The sequence below is a fragment of the Neptunicella sp. genome, from assembly GCF_048268085.1.
Lineage (GTDB): Bacteria > Pseudomonadota > Gammaproteobacteria > Enterobacterales > Alteromonadaceae > Neptunicella.
Genome location: NZ_JBLWWF010000009.1, coordinates 107,237 through 125,123, shown reverse-complemented (window position 1 = coordinate 125,123; position 17,887 = coordinate 107,237). Strand labels below are relative to the sequence as shown.

Here is a 17,887-nt window from a genome sequence, read left to right as displayed (position 1 = left end):
GTACTATCGTTAGCGTCTGTTTTTCTCTTACCATGGCATAACACAATGCAAAGAATAAAATTATTAACCTTACTATTTACCGTCTTCTTTTTGAGTCCACTATGGGGAGCCCAATCGTTGGATGAGACCGCTGAACAATACGTGAAACTGGTGTTGGCATTGGGCGAACATGACTCCGGTTATGTGGATGCCTACTACGGCCCCAAAGAATGGGCCGAAGAAGCGAAGGGCAAAAAGTTACCTGTCGATCAGATTGTCAGTGATGCTGAAATATTGCGTACTCAGTTACCAACGCTATCAGCCGATACCGAACTAATGCAGCGTTTACGGATTTATTATCTGGATCAGCAACTGGTTGCATTGGTCGCTCACGGGAAAAATTTATCCGGAGTAGAAAAACTCGATTTTGATGCACAAAGTCGCGATTTATATGACACCGAAGCCCCGCACAATAAGCTATCTGATTTTGACCCTTTGGTCGCAGAACTGGAAAAAATGCTCCCCGGTAGCGGTTCAATAGAAAGTCGTATCGCGGCGTTCAAAAAACAGTTCGAAATTCCTAAAGACAAATTAACCACTGTGTTTGATCGGGCCATTGAAGAATGTCGCAACCGCACTAAAGCGCATATTGGGCTGCTGGATGATGAAAACTTTACCCTGGAGTATGTTACCGACAAACCCTGGAGCGGTTATAACTGGTATAAAGGTAATGCCTACAGTTTGATTCAGGTCAATACCGAATATCCTATCGATATTTCCCGTGCGGTAGATTTAGGCTGTCACGAAGGTTACCCCGGCCATCATACCTACAATGCATTATTGGAAGATAATTTAGTTAAGAAACGTGGCTGGGTTGAGTTTAGCGTGTACCCGCTATTTAGCCCACAGTCGTTGATTGCCGAAGGTAGCGCAAACTATGGTATTGAGTTGGCATTTCCCGGTAATCAAAAGGCGGAATTCGAGAAAAGTGTTTTGTTTCCTCTGGCAGGAATTGATCCCGCATTAGCCGAATCCTTTGAGCATTTTGCCGCATTGACCAGTAAGTTAAGTTACGCCAGTAATGAGATCGCGCGTATGTATATCAATGGTGATATTGATAAAAATAAAGCGGTGGCGTTATTGCAAAAATACAGTTTTAGCAGCAAGGAAAAAGCCACCCAGCGAGTGCGTTTTTTTGATACCTATGGTGCCTATGTGATCAACTACAACTGGGGGAAAGATATGATCAAAACCTATGTTGAACAAACCGATGATCAGGATCAACGCTGGGCGCGATTCACTCAAATATTGTCGTCACCCAGACTGCCATCTTCGTTGGATTGGTAATTATCCGGCTCTCACCTGCCTTCGAACCATATACAGAGTAGGTTCTGTATATGGTTCTGGAATAACCGTATTACTCATGGCGTAACGAATCGACCGGGTTGCCTCGGGCCACTTTGGCCGCGTTGCCACCCACCGTTGCCCAGGCAATAAGCAGTGAAAGTAAGCCCGTCACCAAACATATCGGCACCAGCCAGAACAGGTCGAGCCGATAGGGAAATTGCTGCAACCAGCTTAGCATCGCATAGGTTCCCAGTGGCCAGGCGATAAGGTTGGCAATAAACACCGGTTTGGAAAATTGCCAGATGAGTAACTTAACAATGTCCCTTACCTGCGCACCCATTACCTTGCGAATACCTATTTCTCTGGTACGTCGTTCAGCGGTAAAGGCCGCCAAACCATATAATCCCAGACAGGCAACCACGATAGCCAATAGTGAAAACGCTGAGAACATTTTGGCAGTGGTCACGTCATCATTATATTGGGCCACCATCATCTCGGTTAAGAATTGCAGACTGATGGGTTGCATAGGTACCTGGGCTTTCCAGATGCTTTCCACTTTACTGATCAGGGCCGGCAAGTTATCGGTTCTAAATGACAGATTTGCCACTCTAAAACGATCTTCCCGCAACAGATAAACGCTGGGGCGAATATCGAATTTGATCGAGCGGAAATAAATATCTGGCGTGACACCGATAATGGTCAGGTGGTGCAGGCCATTGCCGAATAAGTTCGACTCCAGCGTACGCCCAATCGCCTGAGCGGGCTGGCTAAAACCTAAGCGGCGTGCCGCTGATTCATTCAGAATAACTGACGCGGCGCCAATGTTATTGTCACCATCCGGTTGCTGAACGGCTTTGTCTGTGCCATAGGCCTGATCAAATAAACGTCCGGCAATAGGGCTGATGTTATAGGCTTCAAAGAATCCATAATCGGTACTGTAATAATTGAGAACTTGCTGGATTGGCGCGGCCAAGCCTGAGTCGCTGTCGGCACTTTGCGGGATCAGGGTAAACTGGCGGTTATTTTCATTATCCTGAGTGGGCGCTTCAGATGAAAACACCACAGAAGTGATTTCTGGCAAGTTGAGTAATTCTTGCTTCAGACTTTGCAGATTATTGCCTGCAGCTCGTACATTAAGAATTAACTTGTTGTCGCTTTGGTAGCCTACATCAATTTTGTTGGCATACAGTGTTTGGCCATATACCACAATGGTGCAGATGACCAGAATGATGGAGATGGCAAACTGAAAAATAACCAGAGCGGTACGTAATGTGGCGGAACCGCCTGACTCACCACCTTTGCTGGCCTGCAGAATATGCGCTGGCATAAAACGGGATAAATACAACGCAGGATAGAGACCCGCACCTATTCCAACCAACAGTGCCACGGCAATTAATCCCAAGAATAATTGCGGATCATCGAATAGATTAAGGCTTAGCTCCCGGTTTAATAGCGCGTTGTAAAAAGGCAGACAAATCTCCACTGCCACCAAGGCAAACAGCAGGGCAATCAACACGATGGCAACCGCTTCACTCAAAAATTGCATTGCTACCTGAGTGCGACTGGCACCTAAAACCTTGCGCATGGCCACTTCACGGGCCCGCTGGCTGGCTCTGGCGGTGGCCAGATTCATAAAGTTTATGCAGGCGATTAACAGGATCAGCGCCGCAACAATGATAAAAGTCACCACCATTTTATAGTCACCCATGGCACTAAAGTCACCCATATTTCCAGCGTCATCGCGAGCATGCAGATGCAGATCTGTCAGCGGCATCACTTTGTGTTGTAAGTAATCAGTGACTTTTGAATTGTTTTGCATACTGCCGACATTCTGCTCGAATATTTGTACAAACGGACTTTCATTATTAACCCAGTAATCGATGCGCTGTTGTAACTGCTCAACGCTAATGCCTGGATTAAGCTTGAAGTAGGTATATACATTCACACTAGTCCAGGTATCCAGCATGCTGGAGTTGTCGGCAAACAACGCCGGTTGCAGGTACACCAGCATATGTAAATTAAAATGGGTGGCGTCGGGCAAGTCTTTAATCACACCGGTAATTGGCAGTGTGGTGGGTTGATCGCTCACACAACAGATAGTCATGGTTTCACCGACCACATCGGTACGGCCAAAGTATTTTTGCGCTGTTTCTTCCGTCACAACCAAATCGAAAGGTTTGTTGAAAGACGCCTGTTTATCGCCATGCACAAAGGGTAAGTCCAGCACATTAAAAAAGCTGCCATCGGCCAGGGTGACTTGTTCGGGAAAGGCATCATCTTGTTGCTGGATAGTCTGCTGAAACTGAATCAGACGCACACCGTCTGCCACTTCATTACTGGCGTAATCCCTTATCGCTTCCATCATACGGCCAGCAGAACGCACGGTTAAAAATGGCGGGCGACCGGGAATATGATAGGCAGAATGTAGCCGAACCACACGATCACTGTCCTTGATCCAGCTGTCGTAGCCGATTTCTGCACGGACAAACAGCATAATCAGAATACAGCTTGCCAGACCAACGGCCAGACCAAAAATATTGATACCGGAAAACAGCCCATTTTTAACAATATTGCGCCATGCGGTAATGAGATAATGCTGAAACATCAGGAAATCCTCTATTTTGCCTAGGCTGCGCGAACGTTTTCAGTCACTACGTGACCATCAAACAGGTTAATAATCCGGCTGGCATAATCGGCATGAGCCGGACTATGGGTAACCATCACAATGGTGGTGCCTTCTGCATTTAATGCTTTAAGCATATCCATCACTTCCTGACCATGAGCGCTGTCCAAATTGCCGGTGGGCTCATCGGCCAGAATCATCGCCTGATCACCCACTACCGCACGGGCCACTGCTACGCGTTGTTGCTGACCTCCAGACAGTTGACTGGGGCGATGTTTAGCGCGATGGGCGATGCCGACTTTATCCATGACATTGGCAACCCGCTGTTTGCGTTCGTTTGCGGGAATATTGTGATACAACAACGCCAGTTCGATATTTTCTTCTACCGTCAATTCGTCAATCAGGTTGAAGTTCTGAAAAATAAATCCGATGTTTTGTTTACGAATTTGTGCCAGTCGAGCCTCGGAGTAACCCGCGACCTGTTCTTGCATAAAATGGTATTGGCCTTCCGAGGGACTATCCAGCATGCCGATAATATTCAGCAGGGTTGATTTTCCACAGCCTGAAGGGCCCATAATGGCAACAAATTCGCCCCGGGCAATTTCAATATTGACGTTATTAAGCGCGACGGTCTCGATTTCATCGGTCTGGAAAAATTTACTTAAATTGTGCAGCTTTAACATAATTCTGATCCTTATTGGGCAAGGTTAAGTGTTTGCATATTCTGGTAACTGGTGTAAGGACTGGTGATGACCCGTTCACCCTGTTCCAGTCCTTCAATCACTTCAATAAATTGACTGTTACGTCGTCCCAAACGCACCGGACGTCGCACCGCTTGGCTACCGTCAGCAGTCACAACAAATATCCAGTTACCGCCGGTATCCTGATAAAAAGCGCCATTGGGAATAAGTAAGGCTTTACTTTCATCACCGAGAGTCAGTTTGGTCTGAATCGTTTGACCGCGTCGTATATTGCGGGGTTGTTGCCCGACAAAGGCTAAATCCACTTCAAACTGGCCATTTTGTACTTGTGGGTAAATTTTGGAGACTTGCAGTTGATACTGGTCGTATTGCACCTGTTGGCCAATATCCACTCGCCCCAGATAAAATTCATCAATCAATGCAGTCAGTTTGTAATCATTGGGTGTGTCGATTTGTCCCAGACGTTCGCCACGACCAATGCTTTGACCAATTTCTACATTGAATCCGGATAATTTGCCCGCCACCGGAGCGCGTACATTCATGTTGTCCAGATTTTGCCGCGAAATTTCCAGATTGTGTTCCAGTCGGCTGCTGGTTTCGCGCAAAAACGCTAGCTGTGCTTCCTGCATTTTGGCATCAGAGGCCTGACTTTCCAGAGTCAGTTTGAGACGGCTTTTGTACCAGTTGAGTGTATCCTGGGTATCCGCATATTGAGACTGGCTAATGGAATCGTTTTTAACCAGCGTCGCCTCGCGTTTTAACTGCCGGGTTAGCATGGAAATCTGGTAATTAATATCCACCAAATTGCGTTTATGTTGCAGGCGGTTCTGCTCCAGACTGAGTTCGATACTACGCATATTATTCAGCTGTTCGGCAACCCGCGCTTCGTTACCCAGCACATTCAGTTGTAACGAGGCATTGGACAATTCCACGATTAAATCACCGGCTTGGAGATTGGCACCATCTTCCACCAGAATGCGTTCTACCCGCCCGCCTTCAATCGCATCAAGAAACAGGGTTTTGGCGGGGGTGACCCGGCCGCGCAGCGGAATAAAATCCTCGAAGATGCCACTGCTGACGGTGGAAATCACCACTCGCTCGCTGTTAACAGTCAGAGCCTTTCCCGATGAGGTACTGAAAGACTGATAAGCTAGCCACGCAAATAGCAAAACCATACCAGCGATAAGCATGGGCCATTTATAAGTTTTGCTTTTTTTACTGACTTTGCGATCCATTCCCGAACCTGACACCGCAGAAGGCTTAGCACTAACGGATTGGGGAATGGAACTGAGCTGGTTTTGCATAGTTTTTCGCTATTAGTTAATCACGACGGAATTAATAGAAAACATATCAATAAGCGTACCAATATTTAATCTATTGTTTTTAAAGGATATTTATTTTAAGTGTTCATTAATGGACAGTTTTTGTTGTGCGAAATTGAACATCAGGTGTACGATAATGAACAGTTATAATTAGCAAGCGGAGTGATGGATTGGATAAGCAGCAGGGTCATGTGCTGATCGTCGATGATGATGAAGATATTCTGGTGGCAGGAAAATTACTGTTAAAACGGCATTTTTCCGATGTGAGTATCTGTAATCAGCCACAACATATTCCCACCCTACTGGCCGAACATCGCTTTGATGCCATTTTGCTGGATATGAATTTTGGGCCAGGGGAAAGCTCAGGCCAGCAAGGTTATCAATGGTTACAGCGTATTTTGCAGCTTGATCCGCTTGCGGTGGTGGTGATGATCACCGCACACGGTGGAGTCGATACGGTGGTTGAAGCGATGAAACTGGGGGCCACCGATTTTATTGCCAAACCCTGGCAAAATGAAAAAGTGGTCGCTACCCTTTCTGCCGCAGTGCAGCTTGGTCAGTCACGCCGCGAGGCGAATAGTCTTCGTCAGGCTAACCAATTATTGGCGACCGCCAGTGCACAGGTTTCCGGTCCACTTATTCTGGGACAATCTGCGGCAATGCAACAGGTGATGTCGCTAATTGCGCGCAGCGCACCGACACAAGCTAATGTATTGATACTGGGGGAAAACGGCACCGGAAAGGAATTGGTTGCCCGTCAGTTGCATGCACAAAGTCAGCGGTGTCAGCATGTGTTTATGGCAGTGGATCTGGGGGCGGTATCTGAAACCCTATTTGAAAGTGAATTATTCGGGCATAAAAAAGGCGCTTTTACTGGTGCTAACGAGGAGCGCATTGGCCGATTACAGGCCGCTCAGGGAGGCACGCTGTTTCTGGACGAAATTGGTAATATTCCGTTGCATTTACAGGCAAAACTGCTGACGGTATTGGCTCAGCGTCAGGTTACACCACTGGGCACCAATAAGCCTGTCGATATCGATGTCAGAGTGATTGCCGCAACCAATGTGGCCAAATCGGAATTAACCAATGAATCGCGCTTTCGTCAGGATTTACTGTTCCGTCTCAATACGGTTGAAATTGCGTTGCCCCCGCTGCGGGATCGCAAGGAAGATATACAACCTATTGCGCTGCACTATCTAGCGCTTTACGCTAAAAAATATGCCAAAACGGATATGACGATCTCTGCAGGGGCAATGCAAAAAATACGGGATTATCCCTGGCCGGGTAATGTGCGGGCATTACGCCATGCCATTGAACGGGCGGTGATCCTAACCACTTCGACACAACTGACAGAACAGGATTTTCAGCTGGAACTGACGCCTAATCAGGCCGGTGAACTGGCAACCAACGCGGCATTGGCGGTTACCACAAAACACATCGAGATAACCGATAACGAGGATTTGAATCTGGAGCGACTGGAAAAAACAGCGATCGAGCAGGCATTGAAAAAACATCGGTTTAATATCAGTCATGCCGCTAAAGCGCTGGGTCTAACTCGCGCAGCGTTATACCGGAGAATGGAAAAGCATGGGCTTTAATCGTTTTTCTCTGTTACTCAGCATCCGCATTGTGCTGTTGATGTTGATGCTGATTCTGTTGAGTGTGTTTTTATCCCATGGTGGCTATCAGGCGGCCAGTCTGTTGGTGCTGATATTGCTGATTGCGCAGGCCGTCGAGGTAGTGCGTTTTATTCGTAAGACCAATACCGAACTAACCCGGTTTTTGCAGGCGGCACGTTATTCTGATTTTTCACAACGTTTTGAATTTCAGCATTTGGGTGCCGGTTTTGCCGAACTGGGGCAAGCTTTCAGTGAAATTCTTACCCGTTTTCAAACCAGTCGTGCTGATCAGGAACAACAGCTGCGCCACTTAAAAGCTGTTGTTGAGCATGTGCCGGTGCCATTAATGAGTATCCATGCCAATGACGACATTGTGTTATGGAATAACAGCGCCCGTCGTTTATTTGGTAGTTATCACGTACAGCGTTTATCCGATTTAGCCCAGTTTGGTGATGATTTTGCGCGGCAATTGGCGAGTCTGGAGGCCGGACAACGGCGACTGGTCGATTTTATGGTCGACGATATGCAACACCAGTTGGCGGTATCTGCCACTCAAATCATTATTGCCGGTCAGTCTGAGCGTTTGTTCAGTTTACAGGATATTCAAAGTGAGTTGGACCACGCACAATTGCAGGCATGGCAAGATCTGGTCAGGGTATTAACCCATGAAATTATGAATAGCATTACCCCGGTCGCTTCACTGGCCAAAACAGCCGTGGATTTGGTTGAAGATGCTAAAGGCAAGGCTCAAAGCTTACCTGAGCTGACTGACGAATTGGATGACATTGCTCATGCAGTGCAAACGGTAGCCCGTCGTAGCGAAGGACTGATGCAATTTGTCGGCAGTTACCGACGATTGACCCGATTGCCGGCTCCCAATATTAAACGTATCCATATTCAGCAGTTATTTACCCAGGTGCAAACGTTGGCAACGCAACAGTGGCAACAAAAGGGCATTCGCCTGATTACCGATATTCAGCCTCAAACTCTGGAAATGACAGTTGATGTGCAGATGGTCGAGCAAATACTGATTAATCTGTTAAATAACGCAGAGCAGGCATTGGAAAACATTCCTCAGCCCGAAGTAACCATGCGCGCCTTATTGAATCGGCGTGGACATGTGGTGATTGAAGTGGCAGATAATGGTCATGGCATTGCGGATGAATTAAAACATAAAGTGTTTGTGCCCTTTTTTACCACCAAAAAAGAAGGTTCCGGCGTGGGGCTGGCATTAACCCGTCAGGTCATGATTGCCCATGGGGGCAGTGTTAAACTGAGTCGCAGTGATGCCGGTGGTGCACTGTTCAGCTTGATATTTTAATTAACGGGAAACAGTAAAAATGCAGTTTAGGCTAGTTGCAACAGAGGCAGATAAAATCAGATGTTTTGCGGTGTTGTCTGGCCTGCGACCCCATCTATCGCTTGAAGCGTTTTTGCAACAAGTGGAGCGAATGGAATCGCAAACCGGTTATCGGTTGGCCTGTCTGGAAGATGGAGACGAGATAAAATCTGCGGCCGGGTTTAGGATTTCCGAGTGGTTGCATACCGGAAAGTATCTGGAAATTGAAGAGTTGATTACTGCCGACGGCAATCGTTCAAAAGGTTATGGAGGGCAATTGTTCGACTGGCTGGTGGATTTCGCGAAACAGCGACACTGTGCCCAGTTACGACTGGTATCCGGGGTTTCCAGACAAGCGGCACACCAGTTTTATTTAAATAAGGGAATGAAGTTCGAAGCAAAGTACTTTTCAATCGATATAGAATAAGTAAAAATCCGCTATCGCATCGGTGGTATTTATCTGGTGGATTACTTAAGGAATATGAAATGGATTTGAAAAAAATAGTACTCGTTGGGGTCATGATAATAACCACTTGGACGGTCAACGCAACTCAAACGGAAGAACAGCGGTTGCTCTCTCAACAGCTTTCTATGGTGGTTAAGGAAGTCAATGCTAAAGCGCCCTGGGCACTTGACGCTGATACTAGACTGGATTCAGCAGCTACATTAAAAAATTACATTATCTATAACAACACATTGGTTAATTACACCGCTAATCAGCTTGATGTCGCCGTATTCGATTCAATTATGGAAGAAAGTGTAATTGGCCCATTGTGTGCCAATAAGGATCTGCGTAGTTTTATCGATTTAAAAGTCATTATGGTCTACCGCTATTTTGGCAAGGACGGTCAATTTATTACCGAGCTTTCAAAGGACATGGCGACCTGTAAGTAACTGCTATTCATTGTTCGGTAACTATTACCGCTTCGTTGCGTAATAGTTACTCGTCTTATGGCAAATCTGACACTAAAAACCTTCCTGAATATAGTAAGGCATTGAAAATAATAAAATTATTAATGCTGGCATTGTTCTGGCTTGTTAATTGTTGCAGAGACATTCTGTAGCGAAAAATAAATCGCAATCAGTTAATGAGTTATCCGCTGCGACGGGATGAACTCGATTGTTACATTGTTAACAGGAGAATGATTATGACGAACATAAATATTTGGCAAGGTAAATGGAAACAGCTTAAAGGTAACGTCAAGCAACAGTGGGGTAAACTCACCGATGACGATCTGGATAAAATTGAAGGCCGCGAAGAAGAGATTGTCGGCTTGATCCAGGAGCGTTATGGAATAGCCGAGGAACAAGCAAAGGCCGAGTATCATGCCTGGATGAGTAAGCAATAGTGGTATATTGTTTGCGCCAATATGTTTTTACTGGCGCAAACAAAATATTTCAAGGAAATATATGAACGGTAATATTCGCGCCAATATCCAACCCGGTATAAAAGTTTCTATTGTGTTAAAGCAGGATCAACGCACCGGTGCGCTAACCCAAGGGGTTGTACAACGGATTTTAACCAACTCCCCTAACCATCCTCATGGAATCAAAGTGAGATTAGAGGACGGTCAAGTGGGGCGGGTGAAACAAATCCATACTAGCGAAGATTAAACTTTCGTACACAGATTTATTAAAAAATATTCATTTTTGTCAATTACTTGCTGTTTTTGGCTTCAATCCACTGCGCCATATATTGGGTACTTTTCATGCTGTGATGGCGCAGCATCATCCCGGTAAAATGGCGTTGACGATGTTCAGCCAAATTTTCGACAATATGGTTAATTTGCTGAATGAATTGCTTTTGGATTAGGACTTTGGCAAACCGTTGCTCGATCACATCGTATCCGTTTTGTTGATACTGTTGCCATTGTGATCGGGCAGAATAAAGCGACACTGCGGCATCGGCAAAATTATCAGCCTCGTTGGCAATTATCCCGCTCCATTGATCATCCTCGATGAATCCCTCAGCGCCAATATCGGTGGTAATATTGGGGGTTCCACATTGCATAGCATCGGCCAGTTTACCTTTGAGTCCGGCTCCAAAGCGTAATGGAGCTAAACAAATTCGAGCCTGTTGCATCACTTTTTTGGCATCTTCTACCCAACCTTTGACTAAAAAGCCCTGCTTGGGGTGGTGTAAATCGGTGGCTTTTTTGGGAGGGTAAGCGCCGTAAACATGCAGCTCGGCTTGAGGTAACTGTTTACGGATGAGCGGCCAAATTTGCTGCTTGAGCCACAATACGGCATCCCAGTTGGGTTCGTGGCGGAAGTTACCAATACTGATAAAGTGCTGGCGCTGCTCAAAATCAGGATTATCAGCATGCACACCATCGAGCATAAAAGGACAGTAATGCAGAATACTGGCCGGAATGCCAAACTGATTTTGCAATAATGCCATTTCAAATTTTGAAATCACCAAGGTTATATCACAACGGTGAATGGCAGCGATTTCGCGGATAGCCAGCTCGGTATGCAAGTCCTGCGGAGCTAAAGTTTGTTGCTTTTTGAATGCCTGCTGGCGAGCCTGACGTAAAAAATGCGCGTCTTCCATATCCAGAATACGTAATGCATCCGGACAATGTTTTTCTACTCGCCAACCAAACTGTTCTTCCATCATAAAGCGGTCAAACATCACCATATCCGGTTTTAACTTGAGGATAAACTCGTCAAAGCTGCCGTTATTCAGTTCGATACTGACTTCATCAATATCCAACGCTTTTAAATCGGTACGATGTTCTGAGAGCTGGGCCGGACTGGCAAAGGTGACTTGCCATTGTTCAGCCACAAAGCTGTTAATTAACGCCATCATCCGGCTGCCTGCAGCAGATGAGTTCGGTTCCGGCCAGACATAGCCAATAATTAGTATTTTCATAAAAATAAATTTTTAAGGTAATGTCAGATTTCCATGAAAATACTTTAACTAGTATTATCAATGGATTACTAACGCTTAGATTTACCTATAGTACTAGAGCGTGTTGATCTTTTCGGTATATTTTTGCAACGAGTTGCGGGGTATTTAAACAATGAAGCACGAATGTGGTGTAGTTGTTCTACATAAATGAGTGCTGAAGCCGTAGAAATGCCGCGCAAACGTTGCCCGAAGGGTTCGTTCTAAACGCTTTTTACTCTTTGTTGCTTATTTTTGACTTAATCCATTAGGCCTGCAAATAAGCGTCGCGATTAAAAAGCGTTTAGTTAGAACAAAATTCATACAGCAAAGATCAACACGCTCTAATAAAACGGAATCATATAGAGGGAATTAATGAAATTAATCAAAAAGCTTTACTTAATACTCACCGTTTGGTTGACGCTTACCACCATTGTTTGTGCTGACGTGCCGGATTTAGAAGACTTTCTGCGAGAGGCGGATTATAAACAAGCCGTTATTTCACCAAGTGGACGTTATCTTGCCCAGCTTTGGAATCGGGATAGCGATGGAGCCCGCATTGTTACTATTTCGGATTTAGCAAAAGACGGTAATCCTACAATCGGTAAAACTTCCGATCGTTTGGTTCGTCCTTATGCGATTAGCTGGGCTAATGATGAACGCCTCCTGTTGCATGTGTTGGTGCCTTACAACACCGAGTCGGTGCAAGAGGATATGGAAGAAAAAGACGACTTTGATATTGATGATTATTATATGTTTAGTCGCACGCTGGCGATCGATGTGGACGCCAAAAACCCGGTTGTATTGCTGGATGACGATTGGCGAACTCGTTCTAATCGTAATTTGTCTAGAATCAAGCACTTTTTGCCGGATGATCCTAAGCATATATTGATGGAAGCATGGAGAAATAAACGTAGGTCGCTGTATAAAGTTAATGTATACACTGGTGAATCTGAGGTGCTTGTCGTTGGAGGACAACGTACCTTTGCTTTTCTCAGTGATGACGAAGGTAATCCGTTATACAGATTAGACTATTTGCCCATATCGAAGCGTATCGATGTATTTGAACTGGATCAGGACAACGATTGGGTAAACAGTCGTTCCATACCGCTGGATAATGAAGATGATGAACAGCAAGAACTCCAAACAGCTGATTTATTAGGGTTATATGGCGATAAGTTGGTATATCGCCAAAGGAATGAGAAAAGCGGATATTATGAATTGGTTACCTTTAATGACGAGAAAGACAAGCATCCACAAATATTAGCATCCGTTCCAGACAAAGATATTTTGTACCCGTTAACTAACCGCCGTTCAGATACCATAGTCGGGTACGCTGTTGATGGTGATAACATACGCTACAAGTTTTTCGACTCGGGGCTGCAATCTTTTTACGACAAAATAGCCCTTCAGGTTGGTGAAGCTAACTTCCAGTTTACTTCAAGTTCTACAGACGGCCTTCTTTCTACCGTATTGATAAGCGGTGCTGATATTCCAGCTAGTTATTTTCTTTATCATCGTGAAAAAAATGAGCTGACGTTTTTGCGCAATGGCTACTCAGGAATTAATACCACAGCGCTGTCGCAACTCACCACCGTGAACTATATGTCGCGTGACGGAAAACCAATCAGCGCATATTTGTATTATCCTAGAAATTATAAAGATGGTCTTCATTATCCTTTAGTCTTATTACCTCATGGCGGACCGCATGCAAGAGATCGTGCTAGTTATGATGATTTTGCCCAGTTTATAGCAACCCGAGGTTATTTAGTCTTAAAACCAAACTTCAGGGGGTCGACCGGTTTTGGTAAAGACTTTGAAGAGGCCGGCTACAAGCAATGGGGGCAGAATATGCAAAATGACCTGACAGATGCCGTCACTGACATGGTGAAAAGTGGCCTTGCCGATCCTAAACGGGTTTGTATTGTGGGTATTTCTTATGGTGGTTATGCCGCTCTGATTGGCCCAGTCAAAACACCAGAATTATATGCGTGTGCGATAAGCATAAATGGTATATCTGATTTAAACGAGATGATTGAGTTTGATGAAGACAAGCTGGATAGCGATAAACTTATAAAACGCTATGTTTATGATCGGGTTGGTGATCCGGTGGCAGATGCTAAAATGTTACGCGATAATTCACCGATTAATTTTGTTGCCCAAATAAAAACACCTATGCTCATTATTGCCAGCACTAAAGATGAAATTGTAGATTTTGAGCAATCAGAGAATATGGCCGATGCACTAGAAGATTTGGAAAAGGTGCATAAATTTATCACCTTAGAAGATTCAGGACATAACCCGTTTCGATACAGGGAGGATATGCGTAAGGTATATTCGGAAGTTGAGTCTTTTTTAGCAAGTTACTTAAATTAATATAATGAGCCTAGTCCTGACATAAATATCTACTCATGTCAGGACTAGCATATGTTAATTACGGCCTAAGAGCCTTTTCGCCTCGAGCAATACCGCACACACCGGAACGGCTGGTTTCTATCACTTCAGCGACATCACTAACTGATTGTAAAAAAGCATCGAGTTTGTCAGACGGGCCAACAATCTGAATGCTGTAGTTTTTAGTGCTGACATCGACAATCTGGGCGCGAAAAATATCCACTGTGCGTTTAACTTCACTGCGGGCATGTTCGTTGCGGGTGGCTAATTTAACCAGCATTAATTCCCGTTCAATATGGGTGCCATCAGTCAGGTCGATGACTTTTAGTACATCGATCAATTTATTCATTTGCTTGGTGATTTGTTCGATCACCTTATCATCACCATGAGTCGTGATCGTCAGGCGTGACAAACTACCGTCATCGATGGGTGCTACGCATAATGTATCGACGTTGTAACCCCGTTGTGAGAATACACCGACAATTCGTGACAAGGCACCAGGTTCATTTTCCATTAATACCGATAGAATACGTCTCATTAGGTGCGCTCCGTCTTACTTAATCTCATATCATCCATGGCTCCGAACTTAATCTGCATGGGGTAAACATGTTCACTTTGATCCACCAGAATATCCATAAATACCACGCGGTTTTTCTCGGCAAAGCAGCGCGCCATGGCATCGTCCAGTTCTTCGGGTTTATTCACCTGAATACCAATATGACCGTAAGCTTCAGCCAGTTTGATAAAGTCAGGTAGTGAATCCATATAGGAATGAGAATGACGACCTTTATAGATCATATCCTGCCACTGGCGAACCATGCCCAGTGCGCGGTTATTGATTGAAATAATTTTGACCGGCAAATTGTATTGTAAACACGTCGCCAGTTCCTGAATGTTCATTTGAATACTGCCGTCACCGGTCACACAGGCGACAACGGCATCAGGGTGGGCCTTTTGTACTCCCATCGCGGCTGGTAAGCCGAATCCCATGGTGCCAAGCCCCCCGGAATTGATCCAGCGACGTGGTTTATCGAACGGATAATACAAGGCGGCAAACATCTGATGCTGACCTACATCTGAAGTCACATAAGCATCGCCATTAGTGTGCTTGTACAGTGATTCAATAACCTGTTGAGGTTTAATCTGGGCAGGATCAGTTTGATAGCTCAAACACTTCTTTTCACGCCATTGATTTATTTGTTGCCACCAGTCGGCTAATTTTTCAGTTTGTGCCTGAGTATCAAAATCATTCATTTGCTCAAAAAACTGTTCTAATACCGAGTCCACAGAACCCACCACAGGAATATGAGCGGCAATGGTTTTAGAAATTGAAGCCGGATCTATATCAACATGCACAATAGTGGCGTGAGGACAGAATTTTTCCACATTGTTGGTCACGCGGTCATCAAAACGGGCACCCAGGGCAATAATACAATCGGCATTATGCATGGTTTTGTTTGCTTCGAAGGTACCGTGCATGCCGAGCATACCGATAAACTGCGGATGTACGCCGGAAAATACCCCTAATCCCATCAAGGTTGAGGTGACTGGAGCGCCTAATGTTTCCGCGAAACGGGTTAATAGTTCGCTCGCTTCGGCAGCAATGGCACCACCTCCAACGTAAATAACCGGACGTTTGGCTGCACTAAAAGCCTCAACGGATTTTTTAATTTGCTTACCATGCCCTTTGACTGTTGGATTATAAGAGCGCATTTGAACTGAAGAGGGAAATTCGTACGGATGTTCTTCTTGAACATTAACAATGTCTTTAGGTAAATCGATAACTACCGGACCTGGACGGCCGCTATTAGCAATGTAGTAGGCCTTGGCAATGGCCATGGGAATATCGACAGCGCGTTTGACCAAAAAGCTATGTTTTACAATCGGCCGTGAGCAACCGACCATATCGGTTTCCTGAAACGCATCTTCACCAATTAGCGATGTGGCAACCTGACCGGATAACACCACCATCGGAATAGAGTCCATATAGGCAGTGGCAATACCTGTAATGGTATTGGTTGCGCCGGGACCGGAAGTAACAAGGACGGTACCGGTTTGACCTGTTGAACGAGCATAACCGTCAGCCATGTGTGCCGCAGCTTGTTCGTGTCTAACTAGAATATGTTCTACATCTGTTTGTGCATATAATGCATCATAAATATCGAGAACTGCGCCACCGGGATAACCAAAAACGTGTTTCACCCCTACATCTTTTAGCGCCCTCACCACCATTGCGGCGCCTGACATCATCTCCACTTTCTATACTCCTCTCTCAGTTTGGTTTTCAGCGGCTCTTAATTGCATATTTGAACCCCAGACTATACTTGACTGAGTTAAAAGTTGAAACGGAATTTAGGCTAAAATAAGGATAAATATTTCAGAAAAGGGCAAAGATAGGATAATTATACTAATAATAGAATATATAAGAGATAAAAAATCTAAAAAGATTAAAGGTGCCCGTTAGGGCACCACATATTAATCGTCGTATTCAGCCTCTAATTCAGCACTATCAACAGAGTAATCATCCATCGATGCTGGTTTTGAGCCATAAATACTGGCCGGCTTCGGCTGCTCAATAATACGTTGATACCTTACCCACGCTTTTTCAGCGACGCTAGTCGGCTCTTGCTGGCCTAGCGCAACAGCAAGTAACGATGCATCTTCTTTATTAGACGGTTCGATAACCCCATCTAATAATGCACAGATTAACTGGCCGTATTTGCTTAACGCCTGACTTTCTTTAATAGAAAAATCACCGGAGCGAGAAAAACCATATGGATAGTTTTTGTAATCATTAAAGATTTGTTTAAGTAAAGTTTCTCTAGTTTGTTTTGCCATTTCGGCATCCCCAACAAAATTAGGAATTACAACCGTGAAGATGCTCGACCGATTGTGCTGGTCGAACCGCTTCGTTCCAGTGTTAAATATGCCCAAATTGGTAATCTGTCAACTATTTTTAGAACTATTTTTATGAAAGAAAAATGACCCTTATTGGAATGTCAACGTTACGGGTAAAAAAGTCCCCGTTGGAGGCAGTCAAATAGTGCGCCAAAACAGCGCATAAAAGGGGTGTACAGGGGAATGTGTTGCAGGGATCAAGATCAGCAGGAAAGGGATTAACGCAGGTGTTTATCCTCTGCGTTTTGGGATCCATGCCCAGATGATATTGCATTCTATTGGAGTGTCACCGTTCGCGTCGGTTACTTCCACCTTAACGACGGTTTCGCCTTTTTCTTGTTGCTGCATTAGCGTGATTTGTTCATCAGTAAGAGTTGCCGTGGCAGTCATATCTCCACTCGAACGGCGCACAAATTTTACATCCATCTGTTTAACTAAAGGGAGTTTATCGCCCGGTAAATTAATGCCGGTGATAAAACCGGTGGCAGATTCGGCTAATAAAATCATCGCTGCGGCATGAATACTCTCAATATGATTTTGAGCTTTACGAATATTACGTTGACGAAAGGTGACAGTTTTACCGTCAGTGGACAGAATGTCGATTTTGCAGGTGCCCGCCAGTTTTACTTTGTGACGAAATAACCATGTCATTAATCTGCTGCTAAGCCAATTAGGATAATGATTAACTTTATCGACAAACTTTCGCAATGGATTGGGAGCTGACATAATAACGTTACCTCTGGTTAGACCAGTTGATAGTGTGCCTATTCTCTGT

The 17,887-nt window shown here is 44.9% G+C and carries 16 protein-coding genes; 8 read left to right on the top strand and 8 right to left on the bottom strand.

The features are described 5' to 3' along the window. Positions 1–45 precede the first annotated feature (45 nt). Positions 46–1,326 (top strand): hypothetical protein, encoded by a 1,281-nt coding sequence (locus tag ACTD55_RS09385; protein WP_438864068.1) that lies wholly within the window; start codon positions 46–48, stop codon positions 1,324–1,326. A gap of 70 nt (positions 1,327–1,396) precedes the next feature. On the opposite strand, the gene ACTD55_RS09380 is transcribed toward ACTD55_RS09385, so the two are convergent. The 3 genes from ACTD55_RS09380 to ACTD55_RS09370 are packed head-to-tail and all read right to left on the bottom strand — an operon-like array spanning position 1,397 to position 5,954. Continuing rightward, positions 1,397–3,931, bottom strand: a complete 2,535-nt coding sequence (locus ACTD55_RS09380) for an ABC transporter permease (protein WP_438864067.1) — start codon at positions 3,929–3,931, stop codon at positions 1,397–1,399. 20 nt (positions 3,932–3,951) lie between these two features. After that, on the bottom strand, positions 3,952–4,632 hold the full coding sequence (locus ACTD55_RS09375) for an ABC transporter ATP-binding protein (RefSeq protein ID WP_438864066.1): 681 nt from the start codon (positions 4,630–4,632) through the stop codon (positions 3,952–3,954). Between the two features lie 11 nt (positions 4,633–4,643). Further along, a complete protein-coding gene (locus ACTD55_RS09370; RefSeq protein ID WP_438864065.1) occupies positions 4,644–5,954 on the bottom strand; it encodes an efflux RND transporter periplasmic adaptor subunit in 1,311 nt (436 codons plus the stop codon). Between the two features lie 188 nt (positions 5,955–6,142). Here ACTD55_RS09370 and ACTD55_RS09365 point away from each other — a divergent pair, with 188 nt between their 5' ends. The 6 genes from ACTD55_RS09365 to ACTD55_RS09340 all read left to right on the top strand — a co-directional run bounded on the left by ACTD55_RS09365 (position 6,143) and on the right by ACTD55_RS09340 (position 10,544). Further along, positions 6,143–7,570: a sigma-54-dependent transcriptional regulator gene (locus ACTD55_RS09365; protein WP_438864064.1), complete on the top strand. Its 1,428-nt coding sequence runs from the start codon at positions 6,143–6,145 to the stop codon at positions 7,568–7,570. After that, a complete protein-coding gene (locus tag ACTD55_RS09360; protein ID WP_438864063.1) occupies positions 7,560–8,912 on the top strand; it encodes a sensor histidine kinase in 1,353 nt (450 codons plus the stop codon). Before ACTD55_RS09365 ends, ACTD55_RS09360 begins: the two co-directional genes overlap by 11 nt. A 19-nt stretch (positions 8,913–8,931) precedes the next feature. Beyond that, positions 8,932–9,357 (top strand): GNAT family N-acetyltransferase, encoded by a 426-nt coding sequence (locus ACTD55_RS09355; RefSeq protein WP_438864062.1) that lies wholly within the window; start codon positions 8,932–8,934, stop codon positions 9,355–9,357. Positions 9,358–9,416: 59 nt separating this feature from the next. Then, a complete protein-coding gene (locus ACTD55_RS09350; protein ID WP_438864061.1) occupies positions 9,417–9,824 on the top strand; it encodes a hypothetical protein in 408 nt (135 codons plus the stop codon). Between the two features lie 254 nt (positions 9,825–10,078). After that, positions 10,079–10,279: a CsbD family protein gene (locus tag ACTD55_RS09345; protein ID WP_438864060.1), complete on the top strand. Its 201-nt coding sequence runs from the start codon at positions 10,079–10,081 to the stop codon at positions 10,277–10,279. A gap of 61 nt (positions 10,280–10,340) precedes the next feature. Beyond that, positions 10,341–10,544, top strand: a complete 204-nt coding sequence (locus ACTD55_RS09340) for a YwbE family protein (protein WP_438864059.1) — start codon at positions 10,341–10,343, stop codon at positions 10,542–10,544. Between the two features lie 43 nt (positions 10,545–10,587). Here the strand turns inward: ACTD55_RS09340 and ACTD55_RS09335 are convergent, their stop codons facing one another. Next, positions 10,588–11,805 carry a glycosyltransferase family 4 protein gene (locus tag ACTD55_RS09335; RefSeq protein ID WP_438864058.1) on the bottom strand — a complete coding sequence of 406 codons (1,218 nt, stop codon included), beginning with the start codon at positions 11,803–11,805 and terminating at the stop codon, positions 10,588–10,590. A gap of 390 nt (positions 11,806–12,195) precedes the next feature. On the opposite strand from ACTD55_RS09335, the gene ACTD55_RS09330 reads away from it, so the two are divergent. Further along, positions 12,196–14,196 (top strand): alpha/beta hydrolase family protein, encoded by a 2,001-nt coding sequence (locus ACTD55_RS09330; RefSeq protein WP_438864057.1) that lies wholly within the window; start codon positions 12,196–12,198, stop codon positions 14,194–14,196. A 58-nt stretch (positions 14,197–14,254) separates the two neighbouring features. On the opposite strand, the gene ilvN is transcribed toward ACTD55_RS09330, so the two are convergent. The 4 genes from ilvN to ACTD55_RS09310 all read right to left on the bottom strand — a co-directional run bounded on the left by ilvN (position 14,255) and on the right by ACTD55_RS09310 (position 17,838). Continuing rightward, positions 14,255–14,752 (bottom strand): acetolactate synthase small subunit, encoded by a 498-nt coding sequence (gene ilvN / locus ACTD55_RS09325; protein ID WP_438864056.1) that lies wholly within the window; start codon positions 14,750–14,752, stop codon positions 14,255–14,257. Further along, positions 14,752–16,470 carry an acetolactate synthase 3 large subunit gene (locus ACTD55_RS09320; RefSeq protein WP_438864055.1) on the bottom strand — a complete coding sequence of 573 codons (1,719 nt, stop codon included), beginning with the start codon at positions 16,468–16,470 and terminating at the stop codon, positions 14,752–14,754. The genes ilvN and ACTD55_RS09320 overlap by 1 nt, the downstream gene beginning before the upstream one ends. 219 nt (positions 16,471–16,689) lie before the next feature. After that, positions 16,690–17,052: a DUF413 domain-containing protein gene (maoP, locus tag ACTD55_RS09315; protein WP_438864054.1), complete on the bottom strand. Its 363-nt coding sequence runs from the start codon at positions 17,050–17,052 to the stop codon at positions 16,690–16,692. A gap of 291 nt (positions 17,053–17,343) precedes the next feature. Further along, on the bottom strand, positions 17,344–17,838 hold the full coding sequence (locus ACTD55_RS09310; protein WP_438864053.1) for a DUF4442 domain-containing protein: 495 nt from the start codon (positions 17,836–17,838) through the stop codon (positions 17,344–17,346). Positions 17,839–17,887 lie beyond the last annotated feature (49 nt).